General features: G+C 69.2%; 16 protein-coding genes and 2 pseudogenes. 6 read left to right on the forward strand and 12 right to left on the reverse strand.

Annotated elements, in window-relative coordinates; translation table 11 throughout:
- Positions 1 to 7: 7 nt before the first annotated feature.
- Entirely contained in the window at positions 8 to 976 is a 969-nt protein-coding gene (locus tag GA0070603_RS14285) for an ArsR/SmtB family transcription factor (RefSeq protein WP_091313153.1), read from the reverse strand.
- A gap of 111 nt (positions 977 to 1,087) precedes the next feature.
- Between GA0070603_RS14285 and GA0070603_RS14290 the strand changes: the two genes are divergently transcribed.
- Entirely contained in the window at positions 1,088 to 1,594 is a 507-nt protein-coding gene (locus GA0070603_RS14290; RefSeq protein WP_091313157.1) for a tetratricopeptide repeat protein, read from the forward strand.
- Between the two features lie 10 nt (positions 1,595 to 1,604).
- On the opposite strand, the gene GA0070603_RS14295 is transcribed toward GA0070603_RS14290, so the two are convergent.
- On the reverse strand, positions 1,605 to 2,450 hold the full coding sequence (locus GA0070603_RS14295; protein WP_091313161.1) for a helix-turn-helix transcriptional regulator: 846 nt from the start codon (positions 2,448 to 2,450) through the stop codon (positions 1,605 to 1,607).
- Positions 2,451 to 2,550: 100 nt separating this feature from the next.
- Here GA0070603_RS14295 and GA0070603_RS14300 point away from each other — a divergent pair, with 100 nt between their 5' ends.
- Positions 2,551 to 3,315 carry an SDR family oxidoreductase gene (locus GA0070603_RS14300; protein ID WP_091313166.1) on the forward strand — a complete coding sequence of 255 codons (765 nt, stop codon included), beginning with the start codon at positions 2,551 to 2,553 and terminating at the stop codon, positions 3,313 to 3,315.
- A gap of 9 nt (positions 3,316 to 3,324) precedes the next feature.
- On the opposite strand, the gene GA0070603_RS14305 is transcribed toward GA0070603_RS14300, so the two are convergent.
- Together GA0070603_RS14305 and GA0070603_RS14310 are read right to left on the reverse strand one after the other, a co-directional pair.
- On the reverse strand, positions 3,325 to 4,647 hold the full coding sequence (locus GA0070603_RS14305) for an AAA domain-containing protein (RefSeq protein WP_091313170.1): 1,323 nt from the start codon (positions 4,645 to 4,647) through the stop codon (positions 3,325 to 3,327).
- A 104-nt stretch (positions 4,648 to 4,751) separates the two neighbouring features.
- The gene (locus GA0070603_RS14310) at positions 4,752 to 5,339 is read right to left on the reverse strand and encodes a TetR/AcrR family transcriptional regulator (RefSeq protein WP_091313174.1); all 588 of its coding nucleotides are present in this window, start codon (positions 5,337 to 5,339) and stop codon (positions 4,752 to 4,754) included.
- Between the two features lie 47 nt (positions 5,340 to 5,386).
- Here GA0070603_RS14310 and GA0070603_RS32035 point away from each other — a divergent pair.
- Positions 5,387 to 5,935, forward strand: a pseudogene (locus GA0070603_RS32035) (GNAT family N-acetyltransferase); the annotation flags it as partial.
- Positions 5,936 to 6,572: 637 nt separating this feature from the next.
- Here the strand turns inward: GA0070603_RS32035 and GA0070603_RS14320 are convergent.
- Complete coding sequence (locus tag GA0070603_RS14320; RefSeq protein WP_244282524.1) at positions 6,573 to 7,463, reverse strand: DMT family transporter; 891 nt, start codon at positions 7,461 to 7,463, stop codon at positions 6,573 to 6,575.
- A gap of 343 nt (positions 7,464 to 7,806) precedes the next feature.
- Here GA0070603_RS14320 and GA0070603_RS14325 point away from each other — a divergent pair, with 343 nt between their 5' ends.
- Positions 7,807 to 8,733 (forward strand): NAD-dependent epimerase/dehydratase family protein, encoded by a 927-nt coding sequence (locus GA0070603_RS14325; RefSeq protein WP_091313181.1) that lies wholly within the window; start codon positions 7,807 to 7,809, stop codon positions 8,731 to 8,733.
- 326 nt (positions 8,734 to 9,059) lie between these two features.
- Here the strand turns inward: GA0070603_RS14325 and GA0070603_RS14330 are convergent, their stop codons facing one another.
- The 4 genes and pseudogenes from GA0070603_RS14330 to GA0070603_RS14355 form a co-directional block, all read right to left on the reverse strand.
- The gene (locus GA0070603_RS14330; protein ID WP_091313185.1) at positions 9,060 to 9,923 is read right to left on the reverse strand and encodes an aldo/keto reductase family oxidoreductase; all 864 of its coding nucleotides are present in this window, start codon (positions 9,921 to 9,923) and stop codon (positions 9,060 to 9,062) included.
- Positions 9,924 to 10,263: 340 nt separating this feature from the next.
- Positions 10,264 to 10,905, reverse strand: a complete 642-nt coding sequence (locus GA0070603_RS14335) for an 8-oxoguanine DNA glycosylase OGG fold protein (protein ID WP_139131873.1) — start codon at positions 10,903 to 10,905, stop codon at positions 10,264 to 10,266.
- Between the two features lie 150 nt (positions 10,906 to 11,055).
- Positions 11,056 to 13,553 (reverse strand): annotated as a pseudogene (locus GA0070603_RS32650) (acylase).
- Between the two features lie 326 nt (positions 13,554 to 13,879).
- Positions 13,880 to 15,046, reverse strand: a complete 1,167-nt coding sequence (locus GA0070603_RS14355) for an FAD-binding oxidoreductase (RefSeq protein WP_091313201.1) — start codon at positions 15,044 to 15,046, stop codon at positions 13,880 to 13,882.
- Positions 15,047 to 15,510: 464 nt separating this feature from the next.
- On the opposite strand from GA0070603_RS14355, the gene GA0070603_RS14365 reads away from it, so the two are divergent.
- Both GA0070603_RS14365 and GA0070603_RS14370 read left to right on the forward strand, forming a co-directional pair.
- Positions 15,511 to 16,758: a helix-turn-helix transcriptional regulator gene (locus GA0070603_RS14365; protein ID WP_091313207.1), complete on the forward strand. Its 1,248-nt coding sequence runs from the start codon at positions 15,511 to 15,513 to the stop codon at positions 16,756 to 16,758.
- Positions 16,755 to 17,267: a flavoprotein gene (locus tag GA0070603_RS14370; RefSeq protein ID WP_091313210.1), complete on the forward strand. Its 513-nt coding sequence runs from the start codon at positions 16,755 to 16,757 to the stop codon at positions 17,265 to 17,267. Before GA0070603_RS14365 ends, GA0070603_RS14370 begins: the two co-directional genes overlap by 4 nt.
- 243 nt (positions 17,268 to 17,510) lie before the next feature.
- Here the strand turns inward: GA0070603_RS14370 and GA0070603_RS14375 are convergent, their stop codons facing one another.
- From GA0070603_RS14375 to GA0070603_RS14385, 3 genes are all read right to left on the reverse strand, one after another.
- Positions 17,511 to 18,719, reverse strand: a complete 1,209-nt coding sequence (locus tag GA0070603_RS14375; RefSeq protein ID WP_091313212.1) for an McrC family protein — start codon at positions 18,717 to 18,719, stop codon at positions 17,511 to 17,513.
- Positions 18,716 to 20,479, reverse strand: coding sequence for an AAA family ATPase (locus GA0070603_RS14380; protein WP_091313215.1), 1,764 nt, complete (start codon positions 20,477 to 20,479; stop codon positions 18,716 to 18,718). Before GA0070603_RS14380 ends, GA0070603_RS14375 begins: the two co-directional genes overlap by 4 nt.
- 720 nt (positions 20,480 to 21,199) lie before the next feature.
- Entirely contained in the window at positions 21,200 to 22,252 is a 1,053-nt protein-coding gene (locus GA0070603_RS14385) for a DNA cytosine methyltransferase (protein ID WP_208862881.1), read from the reverse strand.
- Between the last annotated feature and the right edge of the window lie 274 nt (positions 22,253 to 22,526).

Genomic DNA, 22,526 nt, shown 5'->3' on the forward strand with positions numbered 1-22,526 from the left:
ACACGCGCTAACCGAGCGCGGCTTCGCCGAGGGGTGTACGCCGATAGCGGATCTCGTGCCGGTGTCGTTCCCCGGCGACGAACCCGGCGTCGCGCAGCACCGACAGATGCTCGGACACCGTCCCGGCCGCCAGCGCGTGGCGGTGGGCCAGCGTCGTCGTGCTGGTGGGCTCGTCGAGGCTGAACAGCAGCGCCGCCCGGGTTCTGCCGATCAGCCGTCCCAGAGCCGCATGCCGATCGGTGGACAGCGGCTGCCAGAGCGTGCCGAGCCCTCGCGCCGGATAGATCACTGTGGGCTGCCACGGCGGGTCCACGATGACCACGACCTGATCCCACTTGAAGGCGCTGGGCACCAGGGCAAGCCCCTCGCCGCGCAGATCGCGATGCTCGTCGTCGCCGTACTCGCGGGTCAGCACGCCGTTGTTCCAGCGCAGTCGTGGATGCAGCTCGGCGAACAACCGGTCCAGGCCGCCTTCGGCGAGACGTCGGGTCTGGAAGCCCACATCGGCATCGAGCAGTCCGCGTACGTGCGGCCAGACCGGTTCGATCAGGACCTCCCACGCCTGCGTCACGAGTGACACCAGCGTCTGGAGAACAACGGCCGGATCGCCCAGCAGGAGGCGTCCGGTCGACGACTCGGCCGCCCCCGGGGTGTCCGCCAGTGACCGGCGCACCTCCGCGCGTACCCGATCATGGTCGGTGGCCGCCACGGCCGCGAGCTCGTCCTGGAACCGGGCGTGTGGGCTGACCGGAGGCGGCGAGAGGAAGTCGGGGGTGTAGCCGCGACGCGGCTGCAGCAGGGCGATCGGTCGCAGGTCGAGCCCCCGCGTGTCGAGGGTGTCGAGCCAGCGGCGGTGGGGGCCGACGCCCTCGTGCGGGGAGAGCAGGCGCACCGCGGACAGCGTCTCGAGCATGGGCGAGACGGCGAAGCGACAGTGCAGCAGGTCGGCGGCACCGAACCGCAGCGTGATCGCCATCCGCACCGCCTTCGGGAGGAAGATTCGGCCTGCGCCGAATCACTCGCGGCGACGGTACCAGCGCTCGCAGAGTGTCTCCCGTCCGAACCGACGATCACGAGGAGAACGACGATGAACCCGAGCGCCGACTGGGAGCAGCGCAGCGCGGACCTGTGGGCGGCCTTCAACGCCGCACCCGACGGCTGGGACGAGGAGGAGTTCCGCGAGCGGGTCGACGTGCTCGCCGACGAGTTGGGGCCGGATCATCCGGTGGCGGCGTTCGAGCGGGCCTGCGCCTGGGACTCGACAGGTCATTCGGACAAGGCGGTGCCGCTCTACCGCAGGGCACTGGAGCGGGGCATCGACGGCATCCGTCGCCGGCGCGCGGTGATCCAGATGTCCAGCTCCCTGCGGAACACCGGGCAGCCCGAGGAGAGCGTCCGGCTGCTGACCGAGGAGCGCGAGCGCGGCTCCGACGAGCTCGACGACGCGGTCAGCGCGACGCTCGCGCTGGCGCTGACCAGCGTCGGCCGGGAGCGGGAGGCGGTCTCAATCGCCGTCGGGGCACTGGCCAGGCATTTGCCGCGCTACCAGCGGTCGATGGCGAACTACGCCCGGCTCCTGATCGAGCCCAACTGATCCGTCTCGTCTAAGTGCTGGCCGGGAAGCGCTCATGCCCCAGCACGGCCAGCAGCCGCAGCTTCTCGTCGCCCTCGCTGCGCGGCGGCGCGGTGAGCACGAGCAGGGCCTGGGACTGGTCCTCGGTGAACAGCACCTGGCAGTCCAGCTCGATCGGCCCCAGCTCGGGGTGGATCAGCGTCTTGTGGTCCGCGAAGCGCTGGGCCACCTCGTGCCGCTCCCACAGCTCGGCGAACTCCGGGCTGGCCTTCTGCAGCGCCCGCACCAGCTCACCGGCCCGCGACTGCGGCCCCATCGACCCGTACGCGGCGCGCAGGTTGGCGACCTGGGCGCGGCTCTGCCGGTCGCGGTCCTCCTCGGGGTAGCGGCTCCGCTCCGCCGGGTCGGTGAACCACCGGTAGATCTCGCTGCGGGCCAGCCCCGTGTGGCCCGACCGGTCCCCGAACAGCGCCTCGGCCATCCGGTTCTGCACGAGGGTCTCGCCGAGGTTGGACAGGATGAGCGCCGGGGTGTCCGCCAGCCGGTCGAGCACCCGCAGCAGCGCCGGGGAGACGTGCGTCGCCGCGGACACCGAGGCCGGCGGGTTGTGCCCCGCCACCCGGAACAGGTAGTCGCGCTCGTCGCCGGTCAGCCGCAGCGCCCGGGCCAGCGCGGCGAGCAACTGCGGGCTCGGCTGCGGGCCGCGCTGCTGCTCCAGCCGGGTGTAGTAGTCGGTCGACATGGTGGCCAGCGCGGCCACCTCCTCGCGCCGCAGCCCCGGGGCGCGGCGGCGGACGCCGGCGGCCAGCCCGACGTCCCCGGGCTGCAACGCCTCACGGCGGCGGCGGAGGAAGTCGGCCAGGGCTGCGCGGTCCATGATCCCAGTATCCGCCGGTCGTGCGGCCCAACCAGGGATTGCCGATCCCCCGATAAGCGGTCTCTGCCCCCGGACCGCACCGGTAGGCCAGGCTCGACGCATGAACATTTCCGGAAACACCATCTTCGTCCCCGGCTCCACGAGCGGGATCGGCCTCGCCCTCGCCCTCGCCCTCAAGGCCAGGGGCAACACGGTGATCATCGGCGGCCGGCGTACCGACCTGCTCGAGAAGGTCGCCGCGGAGCACCCCGACATCGACACCGTCACGATCGACACGGCGGACCCCGCGAGCATCGCCTCGGCGGCCGCGCAGGTGCTGGCGAAGCACCCGGACCTCAACGTCCTGGTCACCATGGCGGGCATCATGCGCGTCGAGGACTGGCACCGGCCCGAGTCGTTCCTGGACTCGGCCGAGGCGACCGTGACCACCAACCTGCTCGGCCCGATCCGCCTCATCGCCGCGTTCATCGAGCACCTGCGGGCGCAGCCGGACGCCACGATCATGACGGTCTCCTCGGGCCTGGCGTTCACTCCGCTCAAGGTCACCCCCAGCTACAACGCGTCGAAGGCCGCGATCCACATGCTCAGCGAGTCGCTGCGGCTGCAGCTGGCGGACACGAGCGTCAAGGTCGTGGAGCTTGAGCCGCCGGCGGTCCGTACCGCGCTGATGCCCGGACAGGAGACCAGCGAGTTCGCCATGCCGCTCGACGAGTTCGTCAGCGAGGTCGTCGCGCTGATCGAGGCGCAGCCCGACGCCCGGGAGATCCAGGTCGAGCGGGTGAAATTCCTCCGCTACGGCGAGGCGCGCGGCGACTACGACCAGGTCGTCGCCACCCTCAACGCCGCCGACCCGCACGGCAAGTAGGGGGCGTGGTCAGCGGGCGTGGTGCGCGGCGAGATGGGCCAGCATGGTGTGGTTGGCCTCCCAGCCGTCCGGGAACTTCACCGGCACGTCCAGGTGCACCCGCTCGGTCGACGGGTGGGCGTCCAGCAGTTCGGTGATCCCGGCCCGCGCCACCACCACGCACGCGTGCCGGTGCCGCGACGCCAGCACGCAGAGCCGTCCCGACTCCAGGTGGAAGGCGGTCGCGTCCCGCCGCCCCGAGAGGGGGTGCAGCACGATCGTCACGTCGTACTCCCGGCCCTGGAGCCGGTTGGCGGTGTCGACGGTGATGCCCGCGCCGGCCGCGCCCAGGTGCGACCGGATGGCCGCCACCTGGTCGCGGTGCGCGGCCCCGACGGCGATCCGGTCCGCGGTCACCGGCGCGCCGCCGGGCGCATGCTCGGAGATCCCGACCGGTTTCCGGTCCAGGAATCGCAGGGCGAGGGCGGCGCAGGCCACGGCGGCCTCTCCATCGGTACGCAGCGTGTGCCGGGCGGGCAGTTCGTGCAGCGCCCAGCCAGCGGCGGCCGCCACCTCAACGGTCGCGTCGAAGCGGTCGCCCGGCCCGGGCTCGGTGAAGGTGAGCGCCCGGTCGGCCGGCCCGGTGCCGGCGCGGAACCCGGTGAACGGGTAGAACGCGGCGGCCACCACCGGCGCGGCGGTGGCGGGCAGCCGCCACGACACCGGCAACCGGTGCACGGGCAGCTCGGGGTTGTGCCGCAGCAGGGTGGCCACCGCCGACTGCATCGGATCCCAGGTCAGCCCGGTCCACCGCGCGGTCTCCACGGTCGAGAACGGGTCGAGCTGCCCCGGGTCGCCCACGAACAGTGCCCGCTCGAACCGCCCGGCCACGCGCAGCAGCGCGTCCGACCGCATCTGGTACGCCTCGTCGACAATCGCCCACGGCCACACGCCCTCGGCGACGGTGGCCCACTTGGCGGCCGTACCGATGACGACGGCCGGACCACCGAGGTCGGCGACCTTTGCCGCGACCCGGACCGTCTCGTGGCCCTTCACCCGGTCGGTGGGCTGGTAGTCGGTGGCGGAGAGCCGGCCGATGCGCAGCTCGGGGGCTTTGCGGGCGAGCCGGTCAATGAGGTCGTCGACCTGCTCGTTGGTCTGCGCCACGATGATCAGCGGCTCGCCGGCGGCGGCCAGCTCGACGGCGGCGCGGACCACGAGGGTGGATTTCCCGGCGCCGGGCGGCGAGTCGACCACCACGCCCCGGTGGTCGCCGGAGCGCAGGTCGGCCAGGACGGCGGTGATCACCCGCTCGGCCGCGACGGCCGGTGGGGCTGCGAGTTCCGCGAGCATGGACCACCCTCCCCGAGCCGACTGCCGCGTCCCGCCACCATACGAGCCGGGTCCGTCAGCGGTAGCGCCCCCTGGTCCTTCGATCCCTCGGTGCCGGGGCGTCTTCAGCGGGTGAGCGCGGCGAGGAAGTCGTCGACGAGTCGGGTCTGTGTCGCGGCCGGCAGCCGGTCCGGGTCGAACAGCGCCTGGACCACCAGGCCGTGCGTGAACGCCAGCACGGTCGTCGCGAGCCGGCCCGGGTCACCGTCGGCAAGCTCGCCCAGCCGCTGGGCGTCCTCGATGGACGCGCGCAGCCCGGCCCGGACGCGTTCGTAGCGAAGGGTCTGGGCGGCGAACAGGTCCGGATCCGACAGGGCGACGTCCCAGGAGCCGACCCAGATCCGGTTCATCGCCACCGCGTCGGGAGTCAGCGGGAGGATGTTGACCATCTGCGTGCGCAGCGCCGCCAGTCCGGGTGCGGGAGCGGCCTGCCGGGGGCGCTGCGCGGTGCGTACCTCGAGGATGTCGAGGGCGTGGGCGATCAGCTCGCGCTTGCCCGCGAAGTAGTGGGTGACCAGTCCGGTCGAGGAGCCCAGGGCCGCCGCGACGGCGCGCATGGTGAGGCCGCCGAAGCCGTGCTCGGCCAGGACCTGCCAGACCGCCTCCGAGACGTCCTGTCTGCGGGAGTCGTGGTCGGTGCGTGCGGGGGTCATGGCCTGTTAGCGTACCTGCCAAACGTTTGTTATGTACGGAGGTTGTGATGTTCGCGTTGCCCCTCACCGACTCGGCCGTGCTGCGCCCGCTGGAGCCCTGGCACGCCGAGGAGTTCCTCGACCACCTGGACCGGGCGCGCGAGCACATCCTGCCGTGGGTCTCACCCGCGTTCGTCGCCCGCGACCTCGACGGGGCCCGCGCGGTCCTGCGGCGCTACGCGGACAAGCGCACCCAGGACAGCGGCGGCATCTGGGGCATCTGGCGGGACGGCCGCCTGGTCGGCGGCGTCATGTTCGTCTCCTTCGACACCGCGTCGGGCGTCGCCGAGGCGGGCTGCTGGCTGGAGCCCGGCGCACAGGGCCACGGGCTGATCACCCGCGCCGCGGAGCGGATCATCGACTGGGCCGTCGAGGAACGCGGCATCGCCCGCGTCGAGTGGCGCACCAACTCCCGCAACGCGCGCAGCATCGCGGTCGCCCGGCGGCTGGGAATGAGCCGCGACGGAACGCTGCGCCAGAACTACCCGGACGGCGAAGGCGGACGGATCGATCTCGACATCTGGTCCGTGCTGGCCGACGAGTGGCGGGCCCGCCGCGCCGGCCAGTCCGGCCTCGCGGCCAGGGGCATGTCCGCGAAGGTGAAGGCTTCGGAGGTGAAGGCCGAACTCGACGGCCTGATGGCCACCTTCCTGGGTGCCTTCGCCAACCCGGGCGGCGCCAAGCCGAACATCGGGGCGATAGAGGAGGTGTTCATCTCCGAAGGGATGATCATCAGCACCGTCGGCGAGACCCCGGTCGTCTACGACCTGCGCCAGTTCGTCGAACCTCGCGAGAAGATCCTCACCGACGGGACGCTGACCGAGTTCCGGGAGTGGGAGACCTCGGAGACCACCGAGATCTACGGCTCGATCGCCCACCGGTTCAGCGAGTACCGCAAGTCGGGCTACCTCAACGGCGAGTGGTTCGAGGGGCGGGGCGTGAAGACGACCCAGTTCGTCAGGACCCCGTCGGGCTGGAAGCTCAGCTCACTGGCCTGGGACGACGAGCCGACCCTCGGGCACACCAGGGCAGTTGCCTGAGCGGATCCGAACGCGGCCACGAGGGATCGCTGCTTCTCGCGGAAGCGCCGGCCGCAGGCGGCCACGACGGATCGCTGCTTCTGACGAAAGCGCCGGCCTCCCTGACACGCGGAGCCCGGGCAGGTCGTGTCGATCCTGCCCGGCCCCTTTTGTGTCAGCGGTGCCCGCGGGTGTTCAGCACGATGGCGATGGTGATCAGCCCGGCGCCGACGAGCCCGGCCGCGCTCAGGCGATCGCCGAGGAACAGGGTGGCCAGGAGTGTGGCGACGAGTGGTTCCAGCAGCGCGATCAGCGCGGCCGTACTGGCCGGGGTGGTGCGCAGGCCGCGGAAGTACAGGGCGTACGCCGTCGCGGTCGGCACGGCGCCCAGCAGGAGCAGCAACCCCACGGACGTCGGGGTCGGGACGAAGCTCATGCCGGACGTCAGTGTGGACGCGGCGGCGAGCACGGCCCCACCGATGGCGAAGCTCACGCCGGTGGCGGTGAGATCGTCGAGACCGGCGACAGGCCGGGTGCCGATCACCGTCAGCGCGGCGAAGCCAGCGGCCGCCAGCAACGCGAGTCCGCCCCCGGCGAGCGCGCCGGTCGTGGTGATACCGCCGGCCGGGGTGCCGACGAGCAGGACCAGACCGGCCACGGCCAGCGCCACCGCGGCGAGCCTCGACGCGCCGACCCGCCGCCGTCCGGCGACCCGCTCCGCGGCCAGAACCAGCGCTGGTGAGGCACCGATGGTGAGCAGGGTGGCGAGGCTGACGTTGGTCAGTGACACCGCTGCGAAGAAGCTGGCCTGGAAAACCGCGGCGAGCAGTGCGTTCACGGTGATCCGAGACCAGGCTTCCCGGCTGCGGGGCAGCGGCTTCCGCGCCAGGCAGAGCCAGCCGATGACGAGCAGGCCCGCAACGGCGAGCCGGTAGGACGCCACCGCCAGCGGTGACAGCCCCGTTTGGTGGGCGAGCAGGCCGCCGGTGGGGCCACCGGTGCCCCACAGCACGCCGGCGAGGACAAGCGACCACAGGCCGGTGGCGGAGCCTCGGGCGGCAACCACCGGTTTTTCGGAGACAAGCATGAGGAAATCGCTCCTGCGACGAGAAGAAGTTGGGGTCGCGGAAGCGGGGCGGGCCGGACTCAGCGCTGGGTGAACCGCGCGTCCAGCCGACACCGGCTGGACACGATGAGCGAAGGCGCCCCGCTCAGGAGCGCGGCGGGGAGATGATGTCGAAGGTCCGGCCCATGACCCGATCCTATGCACGCCGCGAACCCGTTTTCGCCGGGCACCACGCATTTCATGGGTCGACGACGGCTGTGCGGGGCGACACACCGCCAGGTCATCACACGCCGGACCGGTGATCCGTCCAGAGGGGTGAGACCCACAGGAAGGGACCGAAGCCATGAGAGTCCTGCTCGCCGGCGCCTCGGGCGCGATCGGTACGCCCCTCACCCGGCAACTTCTCGCCGCCGGCCACCAGGTGGTCGGCATCAGCCGCAGCCAGTCCAACGCCGAGCGGCTGCGCAGCGCCGGCGCCGAGGCGGTGGTGGCCGACGTGCTGGACCGCGAGAACCTGCTCGCCGCCGTACGGGACGTGCGGGCCGACGCGGTCGTCCACGAGTTGACGGCGCTGGGCACCACGAAGATGGGCGAGGCGCTCCAGGGCACGAACGCCCTGCGTACCACCGGCACGGCCAACCTGCTCGCAGCGGCCCGGGCGGTCGGCGCCCACCGCTTCGTCACCCAGTCGATCGTGCTCGGGTACGGCTACCGCGACCACGGGCCGCGTGTGATCACCGAGGACGACCCGTTCGCCGAACCCGTGGGCGGCAAGCTCGGGGAGGCCGTCGCGGCCATGGGCTCCACCGAAAAGCAGGTGTTCTCGGCCGACGAGATGGAGGGCGTCGCGCTGCGCTACGGGTTCTTCTACGGGCACGACCGCATGACGAACATGATGGTCAACCTGGTGCGCAAGCGCCGGTTGCCAGTGCCCTCATCCGGTGGCTTCGCCAACTTCATCTACCTGGACGACGCCGCCGCGGCGACGGTGGCCGGGCTCGAGAAGGGGCGGGCCGGGCAGGCGTACAACATCGTCGACGACGAGCCGGTGCGCTGGGGCGACTACCTGGACACGCTCGCGGCCGCGTTCGGGGCGCGCCGGCCGTGGCGGGTCCCGAGCTGGATGCTGCGGCCCATCCCGTACGCGCACGCCATGATGACCACGTCGATGCGCGTCTCCAATGCCAAGGCCAAGCGCGAGCTGGGCTGGGCTCCGGGGGTGCCGACCTACCGCGAGGGCATCCCGCTGATCGCGAGGGCGATCGGCTGAGCGCTCACCCCGGGGTGGTGTTAGCAGGCTCGGGCTCGAGCTGCGGCTCCTCCGCTGCCCTACGTGCAGGGTCTCGGGCTCGGGCTTCGGCCCGTCCCCTGCCCGACGCGGAGGGCCTCAGGCTCGGGCTTCGGCCCGTCCGCTGCCCGACGCGGAGGGTCTCGGGCCCGGGCTGCGGGCCGTCCGCTGCCCGACGCGGAGCGTCTCGGGCCCGGGCTTCGGCCCGTCCGCTGCCCGACGCGGAGCGTCTCGGGCCGGGCTTCGGCCCGTCCGCTGCCCCAAGCACGGGGTCTCGGTCGGTGGCGGGCGGGGTCCGGCGTGGCCGGTCAGTCGATGGTGTTCAGTTCGGTCAGGGCGTCCTCGGGGAGGGCCAGCGCGGCGGCGGCGACGTTCTCGCGCAGGTGCGCGACGGAGGAGGTGCCCGGAATGAGCAGGATATTCGGGGACCGGTGCAGCAGCCATGCCAGCGCGACCGCCAGCGGGGTGGCCTCCAGGCGGGCGGCGACGGCCTGCAGCTCCTCGGACTGCAGCGGGGTGAAGCCGCCGAGGGGAAAGTAGGGCACGTAGGCGATGCCCTGCGCCGCGAGGGAATCGATGAGCGGGTCGTCGTCGCGGTTGGCGATGTTGTAGAAGTTCTGCACGCACACCACCGGTGCAATGGACTGCGCCTCGGCGACCTGCTCGGCGTTGACGGTGCTGAGCCCGAGGTGCTTGATCAGCCCCTGCTGCTGCAGCTCGGCGAGGACCGTGAACGGCTCCTCGACCGAGCCGGGGGTGGGCCGGTCGAACCCGCCGACGCGCAGGTTGACCACGTCGAGCACGTCGAGGCCCAGGCGGTTCAGGTTGTCGTGGACGGCCTGGCGTAGTTGCTCCGGCGCGAGGGCCGGTGGCCAGTTGCCCTCGGCGTCGCGCAGCGCCCCGACCTTGGTGACGATGTGCAGGTCATCCGGATACGGGTGCAGGGCCTCGCGGATGATCTCGTTGGTGACGTACGGGCCGTAGTAGTCGGCCGTGTCGATGTGGTTGATGCCGAGGCCGACGGCCTCGCGCAGCACGGCCACGGCAGCGGCACGGTCGGCTGGCGGGCCGAAGACGTGCGGTCCGGCCAGCTGCATGGCGCCGTAACCCATCCGGGTGACCGTCAGGTCCCCCAGGCTGAACGTCCCGCCGGGGAGGCTGGTCGATGTCATGGGATTTCCTCTCCTCGTGGTGGCAAATCCGCAAGCTTCCCGCCGGCACGAGCACCAAACCGCCGCGGCGTCAGCCGATGCGAACCCCACACTCCGCCACCATCGGCCCGGGTGGGACGCGATCCGGAATCAGATGCGCAAAGCCGGGCCGGCTAGGTCGAAACTGGGTGAGGGCCAGCCCGGAGGCTTTGCGATTCCCACTCGCCCCGCCACCAGGCGGGCCGGTGCCGGTCCAGGTGCCAGTGCCAGTGCCAATCCCGGTCCCGGGCCAGTGCCGGCGTCGCTGCCGCTGCGGCTACCGCTGCCGGGAGCAGGGTCCGTCCGCTCGGCGCTCCCCCGGTCAGCCCCAGCGGTCGTGGAACAGCGCCATCTCCACCTCGTCGGGCTCGATGCCCCGGCGGTGCGCCTGATCCGCCGCCCAGCCCAGGTAGGCGAGCCACTCCTCCGACACCCACCCGGACTCGCGTCGCACACCGGCCTCGACGGGCAGCCGGCGCCGGACGACGCTGTCGAGGATGAGCGGTTGCCGGCCCGGCGCGCCGCGCCGGTAGCCGGCGAAATAGAGCAGCTTGGTGAAAAGGTTGGGGCCGAGCCGCGGCAGCCGCGACTCCTTCGGGTCACGCAAGCGCTGGTAGGCGGTCCGCAGGGCGTCCTCGTCCAGGGCTGGCGTGCGCAGCCCCTCGAGCGTGTGCAACAGGCGCTTGCCGTCCGGGTCGCCCTCCAGCGACCGCGCGGCGCGCCACGGGCCGTATCCGATCGGGCCGTAGCCCCACATGAGCACCGCGCTCAGCAACTGCCGCGGGCTCGCCTCTCCGGCGCGCCACGCCTCGGCAACGGTGAACACGTCCCGCCGCCACACCGACCCGACCTCCGGAAAACCGTCGGGCCAGGCATCCGGCGGAAGCGCGGCACGCCATTTCTCGATGTGCACGGTCACGGGTTTCGGCTCGCCGGGGAGCGCCGGACTGGGTGGCTGGCTCACGCATCCTCCTCGATCGTTGACCGGTCACCCGAACGCTATTGGCGGCACCGGCCCCCGCGGTGTCCCGCCCGGGCAGGTGGCGGTATCACGCCGAGGCGCCGAGCCGGACCACCGCGAGAATCCGGTGGTGCCGGGCGCATGAGTCACGCCTCAGTCCTGGGCACGGATGCTGCCCACCCGGTAGCTGACCAGGTTCGGGTCGGCACGAAGCTGTCGCTCGGTGAACTTGATCGTGTCCCAGCCCTTGCGGGAGTAGAGCGTGGTCTGGTCGGCGTACCAGGGCGAGTTCGGGTTGGCCGACTGCGAGTAGGTGAGCAGCTGCCGGCCCGACGGCCCGTCCGGACCCAGCTCGACGGCCATGAGGTACGAGGTGCCGTGCCGCACCTTCGGGTAGCCGACCCCGGGCACCAGCATGTCGACGGCCATGTTGAACGCCCCCGGCTCCGGACGGCCGCCGTGGATCGGAATCCGCCGGCCGCCACGCGGCTCGGTCTGGAGGTCACCGAGGCGGGCATCGAGAGGGATGCCGGCCAGTCGGCGGACGGCGTCGGCCAGTGCGATGCGTACCCTCGGGTCGTCGACGGCCAAGCGACGCGGGGTGGTGAGCGGCGCGGCCGGGTCGAAGCGGTCGGCGAAGCGCAGCCCGCCGGCCAGGGTGAACTCGCTGAACAGGTGCGCCCCCCGGCTGTCCAGGTCGACCCGCAGGTCCCAGCCGCGCAACGCCCGGCATGCCGCGGTCAGGTCGGTCCGGGTGCCGTCACTCGCGGCCGCGATCGGGTGCGCTGTGCAGAGTCGCACGAGGTCGTCGCGGACCAGCTCGCCGGCGTACGTCCGATTGCCGAGCGTGACCGCCCACAGCCGGTCGACCGTGAAGCGGGTGCCGGGAAGGCCGTCGCTGCCGGCCAAGCGCCGTTGGACCTGGTCCACGCCGAGGCGGGTACGCAGGCTGCGCTCGGTCCGCTCGTCGCCGATGACGCGCGGGAAGCCGGTCAGCGGGTGGGCCGGGTTGGCCAGCCAGTAGCTGTCGTTGGAGTTCGTCACGTAATCGCGGCGGACGAGCGTGGGCAGGTGCCCCGGGCCGAGGATGCCGGGCAGCGCGGCCTCCGGGTCGCGGCCCAGCGCGCAGCGGGACCGGGAGCCGTCGAGGACGGCCTGGCCGCTGGTGGCGTAGAGGTCGCGCCAGGCGGGCGGGATGCAGGTGGCGGCGAGCCGGTCGGTGACCCGGGGCACGACCGAGTGGTCGGCGTAGAGGGCAGCGCCGGAGCGGTCGGCGGCGATCACGTTGACCCACGGCAGGAACTGCCGCCGGTCCAGCTCTTTCCGTAGCTGCGGCACGGACCGGGCCCGTCCCATCGCGAGCCAGCCGTCCAAGGCCGGAGGCTGGCCGCGTTGGGGTCGGAGATGGCGTACGCGGTGTCGGCGGTCCAGTCGAAGACGTCGGGTACCAGCACGACGGGGCCGAAGTGGGTGTCGTAGAGGGTGCGGGTCGTGCTTGGTTTTTGGAGGGTGACCGTCCGGGCGGTCATCTTCCGGGGTCGGCCGTCGTAGAGGTAGCTGGTCGGGTCGCCGGGGACGAGGGTGAGCCGGTGCCAGACGAAGCGGCGGGCCGTGGAGACGGTGTGGCTCCAGGCGAGCCGGCCGTTGTGGCCGATCTCGATGAGCGGGTCGCCGACCAGGGCGGCGCCCTCGACGTCGTAGCGGCCGGGCACCTTGAGGTGCATCCGGTAGAACCGTTCCGGGCCGTCCCACGGGAAGTGCGGGTTGGCCAGCAGCATCCCGGCGCCGCTGACGGTGGCGTCGCTACCGAGGCCGTACGCGTTGCTGCCCAACCCGGCCGGCGCACCGTCGCGTGCCTTCACCACGGCGGTGGCCTTCGGTGCGGGGAGCTGGCCAGCTATCTCCGTCGTGGCCCGGGTTGCCGGCTCGGCTGTGGTGTCTCGCTTGGGGGCGGCCTGACGGGGTGCGGTGCTCCCTGCGGGCGGGACGGCAGCACGGGCGATTGGCGCACTCGCCGGGGATGAGGCGGCAGCTGTGCTTGTCGTGGGAGGGGCGGCGGCGATGATACCGTCCGCGAGGGCTCCTGAGCCCGCCCGGACCATGGTCGTCCAGTGAACGCGCCAGACGTCCAGGTCGGTGATCGGAAGTACCCATGGCTTGCCGGCGCAGGCCGGGTCGGTGAGGCGGGCCGGGCCGGTGCGGCGCAGGTAGGCGTTGTATCCGGCGGCGAAGCCGCGGACCTGGTCACGGACCTCCTGCGACGGTGAGTGGATGCCGTCGCGGCGGCCGGTGAGCAGCCGCTCGACGGTCCTGTCGTCGATGGCCTTCTGGTGGAACAGATCGCTGGTGATGTTGCTGCCGTCCTCGCCCGTGGGGCCGAACCATCGGGTGCGTTGGGCGCGGACGGTCACGACGTTCTCGGCGATGAGGCAGATGTTGTCCTCGGCCTGGGCGTAGCCGACACCGAAGCCGAGGCTGCCGAAGTCGCGGGCGGTGATGTGGGGGACGCCGTAGGAGGCGCGGCGGATGAGGGCTTCATATCCGCCCTGCCGGGCGGCGGCGGGGCCGGTGGGAACAGTCAAGGGGGCGGCGAGCAGGGCGAGGGCGGTGATCGCGGCGAGCTGGCGTCGCCACGAATGTGAATGGGGCATCAGGGGCCTCCTCGCCTGTCAATCGTCCAAATCGGCTTGAAGTTCAAGATGCCTGTGTGATGCGAACATCCAGGGAAATTGCTATTTCGATCCGTTTTGGTGGCTTCGGGCGGACTGCCAGGAGCGGAGGGCGCCTCTGATTCGCTGGCCTTCGTGGCGCGCTTCGTCCCGCTCCTGCGTACGGCGCTGCAGCTCAAAGGCGAGCCGGTGCAGCAGCGCGTCCACGTCCTCGGGCCGGTAACCCCTTCGGGCCGTGGGGATCCGCAGGGCGGCGATCCGGTTCGGAGTGAGCGGGCCGGCCAGGGCGTGGCGGCTGCGGTAGACCGTCATCGCCACGGGATCCGGTTCGGCAGGTGCAGGTGATCTGCGGGCACGCCGGCGGCGAGCAGCCGCAGCCGCGCACCGGCCAGCATCAGCGGGGGCCCGCAGACGTAGACGTGCTGACCGGGACGGTGGTGGTAGAGGCCGACGGTCAGCGCGTCGCCTTGCTCGGCCGGCTCCGCACAGAGGTCGTGGGAGAACGCCGGCACAATGCTCAGCCAGTCGTGGCGCAGCTTGTCGAGGGTGATCGCGTCGTACAGGCTCTCCACCGATCGGGCCCCGACGACCAGCGTGACCCGCCGGCCGCCCGGGGCCGCGGCGACCTGCTCGACCAGGGCGCGCAGCGGGGCCAGGCCGGTGCCGCCGGCGATCAGCAGCAGGTCCCGGCCTTCGCCCAGGTGCAGGCCGGCGTCCGCGGGTGGGCCGAGGTGTAGGAGTTCGCCGGGGCGTACCTCGCGGACCAGGCTGGTGGAGACGGCGCCGCCGCGGACCGCGCGGACATGCAGCTCGACCGTGCCGTCCGGGCGCGGCGCGTTCGCCGGGCAGTACCAGCGCCATCGGCCCGGGTGGCGCGGCGTGCAGACCGGCAGCGCCTGGCCGGGCCGCCAGAGCAGCCGCCGCCATGGCCGTACGGTGAGAACGCCGACGCCGTCGGCGGCCCGGTCGTGGTCGATGACCTCCGCCGGCCACCAGGCGGGGCCGTCCCCCGCGCGGCGGGCGGCCCGCTCGACTTCTCGCCACGGCACCCTGGTCCGCAGTACGTCGTCGATGACTCCCCCGTGCTCCGGTCGCAGGCCGTAGCGGCGGTATGCGCGGCCGAGCACGCTGAGCAGCGCCAGCTTGTTGGGTCGACTGTCCTCGCGCGTGAGCTGACGCAGCGTGGCCTCGACGAGCGGGCCGTCCCGCTCGGGTAGCAGGCCGGGACAGCGGTCCTCGACCTGTTCCCAGAAGGGCGGTCGGCTCACGGCTCCGGTCAGGTAGTCGGTGGCGCGGCGGTGCTGGGCCTCCGGCCAGCCGAGGTTCGGCAGTTCCTCCCCGGTGGTCAGCGTCCGCGCGACGTGCGCCTTCAGCCGGTCCCAGTCCACGCCCATCAGGTACGGGGACAGCTCGGCGTCAGCCGCAATGAGGCTGAGCCAGCGGGCGGCCACCTCTCGGAACTGCGCTTCCGTCACGCCGGGCCCCCGAGCTGGTCTGCCATAGGGCCGGCGGATTCGAGCGCTGCGTGGCCCCAGCATGCCCGACGGCACGGGTAGGGGCGGCGTTCGGTGCGGCAGAGCAGGGCGCGCGGCCAAGGCCAGGGCACGTTCACGCGGATCGCCCGGGAAGTGAGGGCCAACGCCTCGTCGATGACCGGGGCGAGCAGGGGAAAGTCGGCGAATACGGTGGACATAAATGGGCGCCTCCGGCCTAGTGGTGCGCGAAGTGGCGCCGGGGCGGGCGGGGGCGGTCGCCGTCGTTCGGGTCGACGGCGACCGGAGCCAGCACCCGCCCCGGGCCATGCGCCTAGCTTCGGCGGGCAGCTGACCTGGAACTACAGCGTCCGAGGAGCGTCAATGACGCAGAAATGAGGCGTCTGCGTACCCGCGGCATCGACGCACAGTCACTACAGTGACGGCAGAACGGAGGGAGACCGGGCGTGGCTTTGAAGCGGCATCGGCTGTGTCAGCGACGAAAGGCCGTCGGCTACAGCCAGGAGCGCCTGGCCGGCCTCCTCGGTGTGGAACGGTCGACCGTTGTGCGCTGGGAAAACGCCGAGACGGACCCGCAGCCGTGGCATCGCAGCCGGATCGCCTCCGCCCTGGGCGTTACGCTCGAACAGCTCGACGACATGCTCGTCGACGTGTCGGTGGCAGCACATCGAGGGCAGGCCATGGGAGATGAGAGCCGCGTTCCCGCTTCCGGCGCCACCCGTCCGGAGCTACTGAACGATCTCCGGGCTTTTCTCACCACCTACCTGGGGGCGCCGAACGAATCGGCGCAGTCGCCTGTCGAGGTACGGCGTGTTGTGGGCCGGGTGCACAACCTGTACCAGAGGGCGAGCTACACCTCCGCAGCGCGTCTCCTGCCGGACGTGCTCAACCAGGCGACGGCCCTTACCACCAGCTCCACCGGGATGCATCGCGGCAGCGGCTGCCGCCTACTCTCTGCTGCCTACATCGCCGCATCCAAGCTAGCTGCCAAGGTCGGTGACGGCGATACTGCTCTGCTGACCGCCGATCGGGCGGCCACCGCGGCTCGGCTCGCGAGCGATCAGGCGTTGGCAGCCGTCGCGGCGTATCAGGCAGCGTGCGGGCTGCTGCGACTGCCGGGGAGAAGAACCGAGGCTGAGCAGGTTGTGCTGGGCACGATCGATCGCCTGGCCGACGCCGGTCCGGGCGCTGATTCGGACCTGCTCTCCGCTCACGGCGCGTTGCTGCTTCTCGCTGCTGTGCTAGCGGCCGGGCAGGGCAACCCTCGGGCGGCGGGTCAGTTCCTGGCGCGGGCTGAAGGGCTGGCGACGGTGCTTGGCTCAGACCGCAACCGGTTGTGGACGGGGTTCGGTCCGACGAATGTCGTCATCCACGCAGTCTCCGCTGCCGTTCGGGCCGGCAACGCTGATCAAGCGCTGGAGATCGGGTCACAACTCGACACGTCGCGGATGCCCACGGTTTTGGTCGGTCGGCGGGCGCAGGTGCACGTCGATTTGGCGGCAGCGGCGGTGATGTCGTCCGGGGACAGGTCGGCGTCCGTCCTGCATTTGCTTGAAGCCGAGCGGGTGGCCGTCGAGGCGGTTCATGCGAATGTGCAGGCGCGGGCGCTGCTGCTCGACCTTCTAGCCAAGGAGCGACGAGCGGCAACGCCGGGGCTACGGCCGCTGGCGGAGCGGGCCGGGCTGCTGGCATGACGCAGCGAGGCGTACTTGCTCTGATCATCTGTGCCGCTCCTCCCGTGCTGCGAATCGGTGAGTTGATCGAGCTGCTACATGAGGATGGATGGACCGTCTGCCTCACTGCTACGCCGACCGCTGCAACGTGGATCGACCGAGAGGCGCTAGCCCGGCAGACGGGATATCCGGTGCGGGTGGAGTGGCGGATGCCGGGTGAGGCGGAGCCGCATCCGCCGGCGGATGCGGTCGCTGTAGTGCCGGCGACGTTCAATGTGATTAACAAATGGGCCCAGGGGATCAACGACGCGCTTGCCCTCGGCATCCTCAACGAAGCACTTGGCGCTGGCATCCCGGTGTACGCCTTCCCAAACGTCAAGGCGCAACTTGCCGCACATCCGAGCTACGACCGGCACCTGAGACTGCTTGAGAGCGCCGGCGTCCGAGCAACACCCATGACCAGCGTTCCCAATTGGCAGATGATCGCGGATCGCGTCCGCCCGTACGACGCGAGGCCGCTGGACTTTTAATACACAGCTTCTTTTGAATGCAAAGCGCTAAGGCACCCATGCTGCGGATAAGCCACACCCTGCCCCGCCATCCATTGCGGCTTCCGGGTGCTCATAGGGTTGCGGTTGTTTGCACGTTCCTTGGCAGCGGCGGCAATGGCCTCAACCAGATTGCTATCGAACCTCAGCCGCGGCGTTTGCACGGGCAGAGGCGCTGACTGCGCCCAGGCGACGAGTCAGCAAGCAACAGACGGCATTAACTCGTCAGCCAGCACGCATGCCTGGTTCGGCCATTTTTTCAGCAAGATTGACGGCAAAGCTACGAAGATCGGCAAGGCTCGGCGTTGCAAGGTTCACGGTGCGTATCCGAATCGTCCTTCCGTTGAACTCGTACATGCTGTCGATCTGGTCCTCCATCTCTGGGTATACGAGTAAGCCATCACATCGAAGGGCAGCGCAGTAGGTTGCGAGCTGATAAAGGTGCTGGTTGCGTAGACGCTTCTTGCCGTACCTGAGCTCGAGGGCAGGAGCCCATTTGAGGTCGATTGCGAGTGCGGGAGTCCCTCGATAGCCAATGAGTAGATCCGGCCGGAGCGTGACTCTCAGTTTGGGATAACCGCCTTGCTGCACAAAGCGGTCAGCAAACTCAGGCTGTTCATGCACGTGCTGAATGCCCGCATCACGTAACGCCGAGGCTACAGCTGCCTCCCAAACCCGCCACATAGGAACGAAGTACGCCGGTGCGGTCGACGCGCCAACAGCATCATGCACGCCTGCCCCTTCGAGAGCGATCCGTGCCAGCCGGAGACTCGGCTGATAGTGGGCATTCAGCCGAGTCACCGCGACTCGATCGAAGGCCACCAGCGATGGCCGAACCAACGAGACACCAGCGAAAGCCGCGAGGGCGTCCCCCATGCGCCGGCGAACGATAGGGTTACTCGCAGCGGGTGCGAGAAATTCCAGGACGCCACGCAGCAGCCGGTTTTCTGCCGTGTCCGAAACGAAGTCGCTGTATTCACAATCAGCGAACGGGAGTCTAGCCGGGTTGAGCTGTGGCCGCAGCCGACCTCGGACGTAGGCGAGCAACTCGCGACGCTCGACGTACCCGCGGCGAAGCCCGCGTGAAAGCAGCTCCTCGATTTCACCAATTAATTGGAGAAGAAGCCAGTCTGTTGGTATGGCCTCGTCGATCGCCGCAGCACCTGCGGCCAGCGGAAGAGCCATGGCTCGGTAGGCCAACGCCAACAATTCGGGTAGATTGGAAATTGGAGCCTTCGGCATGACCACGATGCGCCGACCCGTCGGAAGCAGTACCGTGCCGGCGTATCCGATCCGCGGGCCCACCCGCACGCGGTCGTCACCCAATTCTTCGATACGCAGGCCATGGCGCGCTCTTCGAAGCGTGCGCAGCTCGGAAGGCGTCGCCGTGATTTCTCGGGGCGGGTCGAGCTCCGTGAATTCGAGATCAATCATAAGAGCGGACCCAGGAAAGCGTCCCGAAGCGCAGGGAGGTCGTCCTGGCGGCCGAGTAGATGGTCCCGCAGGACGGCCTCGAGATCCTCCATCCAAACTGCCTCGAAGCCTACCTGGGCCAGATCCTCCCGCATCAGAAACGAATGGCCGATCGCTCGGTCGTCATCCAGAAGAGCGACTACCTGGGAATTGAGGCGTTTCAAGCGCTCCACCGCCTCCTTGCCCAGTTCAACGCTGGTGCGCTTCTCGTGCCAGCGGAGCAGTGCGTCCAGGTCCACACCGAACCGAACCTCTTTGAACCGTCGACGCATTGCGGCATCCATCAGTGCGACTGAGCGATCTGCAGTGTTCATGGTGCCGATCAACCAAAGGTTCTCTGGCATGTAGATCTGTTCGCCGCTATAAGGCAATTCAATCTTGTTGTCCTCACCTCGGTACTCTAGGGCGAATAGCAGCTCGCCCAGGACGCGCGGCAAGTTTGCCCGGTTAATCTCATCGACGATCAGGAAGTGCGCGGCACCGGGGGCGTCAGTAGCGGCGGAGATGAGCCGCCGGAGCACGCCTTTATGGACCTTATACCTCAGTTCGGTGGCGGCCTCATCCAGGCGGGGACGTATGCCCTCGACAAAATCTTCATAAGCGTACGTCGGATGAAACTGGACCAACTTCACGCGTGTATCGCCGCCTAAAGCCCTGGCGAGAGCGCGTGCGGCGAGTGTCTTCCCGGTGCCCGGCGGTCCGGCAAACAGCAGCTGACGAGAGCGGCCGGCAAGCTCGACGAGCGCTCGTGCCCGTTCCTCTGCCCAGTGCAGTTCGGTTACAAGCACATGGGTGGGATCGTTTCCGATGTCATCGGCCGTCGCGATCGCGCGCAACGTCACGACAGTCAGCTGCTTGACCAGCTCACCAGCGTTATCCGTCGCAGCTAACGTTTCAGGATCTATATGCCGTCTCACTAGACCGCTGCTGGACGGCTCCGCAGCCATCGCGGCGATCCATTCCCCGGCAGTCGCGAACCGGGCCCCCGTTCCGTTGTCGGCCTCAAATATCCAATCGTCCGAAGCGAGGGACTCCAGTGGTACGCGGTCTTGGGCGGAAAGGGACGCGAGCTGCATGCGAACGCGTAGACGACTTTCTGATTCTTTGGCCTCGAGAGATTCCTCGTCCGCGGGTGCCAGTTGGAACATGAGGTCTAGTCCCTGACCGTCCAGACGAGCAATGACGCAGGAACGGGCCGGTTCCATGCCTGAGATGTACACGGTGAGAATCGGCTTATCGTCGTCGACGATCGCCGACACGGTTACTCCTTCATCCGCTGCAGCCCGCTTGGCTAGACGTCCGAGCAGCGCTAATCTCGCGCGGGCTTTTGCGAGCGCCGCCGTTTGGGCTGCGTCGAGTCCTCGCCTGTCGGCTGCTTGTAGAACGCGCCCGGCGAGTTCGCAATCGTCCGTGCTGAACCGGATCGAAAGCATACGTCTCATCTGACCGCTTAGAGTCCAGACCGTTGCTGTCTTCCCGGACCCCGTCGGACGCTTCCTCCCGGAATCTTCGAGCAGCCCGATGTTGACTAGCTCGTTCCGTCGCGGGCGGATGTTATTGAGACCGCCCGGCGCCTCCAGGATTTCCGAAAGCTCGTGATCCGTGGTCCCCTGCGCACGACGGTCGGCTACGACCATCAACGCCTTGTAAAGCCAGTTGTCCGGATTGCCCACCTGCGCGGGAAGGAGCTGGTCAGCTATCAGATCATCGAGGTCGGCCATGCGGGGATCTTACCGTTCGTAGGCTTCAATTCGATCATCCAGGCACCGGCGCGAGGACTCCGGAACATCCTCAGTCGATCAAGGAGCGGACCACCGCGTGACCGCTCACAGGAGATTTCCGTCCCCTCAGTTGGCTGGCCAGGAGGCCTGACAGTTAGGCAGCGGTAGATGACTGAGCAGGCCGTGGCGAGGCGAGCTTCGGGTGATCGTTTTTGCCCGGTAAGGGCGTGGCGTGCAGGCCACAAGTGAGCGCTCGGCGAGGGTGTCGGTCGTGACACAAAAAATCCCACGACTGTCTACCGGTCCCGCCTACCGCTGTCCACGACGACGCCGACAGTCAGCATCGCCATCCGCCGATACCTTACCCGTGCGGCGGTGGCGGTGGCGGTGGCGGTGGCGGTGGCGGAACCTACAACACCACACCGCAGCGGCGATCGGGCTGGCCGTGCTGCCACGCCAACGCCCCGCCGACCTGGCCGCGGCAAACCGCACCTACGCCCTTCGAGTTGACTATGTTGACCTTCACCGATCTTCAGAAGTACCCGCTGTGGATCTCCGCTGCCCCCACCGCCGGCCGCGCCGCCGATATCACCGCAGATTCGCCCGGCATCCCCGCCTACGCCCCACGACCCGACCGCCAGCCGTGACCTCGGCTTACCAACTCTGACGACCGACCTGGCCCGACCCAGTGGCCGCGATGGATGGGGTATTGGCCGCCACTCATTCCCACCTCAAAGGGTCAACGATCGCCTCGCCAAGCGCGCGTCCAAGGCGCGGCGGAACGGCGTTCGCTACTTGAAGTCGCTGGGAGGTGCTGACCCCTAAGAAATGGAATCTGTCAGGAAAGGACTGCAGTCGGGCGCCTTCTCTAGTCGTTAGGCCTCGATGCTGCGATGGGTGAATACAGCGCGTACCAGACGGCTTGCCCATGTTCTGCGTTACTGCAACTGCAGGGGCCCATGAAGCGAGTCGGCTGTATGAGTTGTGGAATCCGGATTTGGGCTGCAGGTGGTCTGGGATACTTCGCCTGTTGCCACCGTCAGGCACGTGGGAGATCGCCTCGACCAAGTAGGCCGGATGTTTTGAGGCGGCATGACCCTGAAGGGAGACTGAATCTTCTCGCATCTCTTTCTGGTAAGGGTTCTCAGGCTCGCGATCGTAATCGGTAGCGGATTGTCCCGCCGTCAGGCGAGGGAGATCCCCAATCGCTTCGCCGACCGTGACATAGGTGTCTGGATCATGGCTTGCTGTAACGCCCAGGAACCTGCGTTCGAGATGCCCGACAAACACTACGCGTCGGCGCAACTGTGGCACGCCATGCTCCGCTGCCGTCAAGATAAACCATTGAACGGAATATCCGAGTTCTCTGAACGCTGTGGCGACCTCTTCCTCGAATGACATGTCCTTCAAGCCTAGAACATTTTCGAGGAGGAACCCGGATGGCTTCAATTCCGCCACAATACGGCGGAATTGCAGAAAGAGCTGGTTTCGGTCGTCCGTGCGCTGTCGTTTGCCGACAGTGGAGTAGCCCTGACACGGCGGTCCACCGACGACCCAATCAGGAACTTCCTCAAGGACTCGGGCCAGCCGCGGAGCGTCTAGCTCGTGAACATCACGACATTCAGCCAAGTGGTCGGGCATGTTCGCGCGATAGGTCTCAATTGCGTCTTTCCAGTAGTCCACCGCGTAGAGGGGCTTCCATCCTGCCTGGACAAGCCCCCATGAAAGGCCTCCAGCACCGGAGAATAGGTCAATGAAGGATGGGCCAACCATGCGGAGGAGGGTACACGAGAGCTCCGACATTTCGACTGCACCGCTCCGTGACCGCGCGACAGCCATCAGTAGACCAGCCCTCCCGAAAGCGGAACGTAGTTGCTAGATGACAGACAGTTGCGGAGCGGCACTCGTCACTCTAGGCCCGCAAGGTAAGCGGGTGGGGACAATCCCGACAGCAACGCTGACAGCATCCGCTCCGGATAAGGCGACACGTGCACTTGATCACTCGCGATCTGAACGAGCGGCTCCAGCACGTCGACTCCTCCTGACC

It is taken from the genome of Micromonospora chersina (assembly GCF_900091475.1).
GTDB lineage: Bacteria > Actinomycetota > Actinomycetes > Mycobacteriales > Micromonosporaceae > Micromonospora > Micromonospora chersina.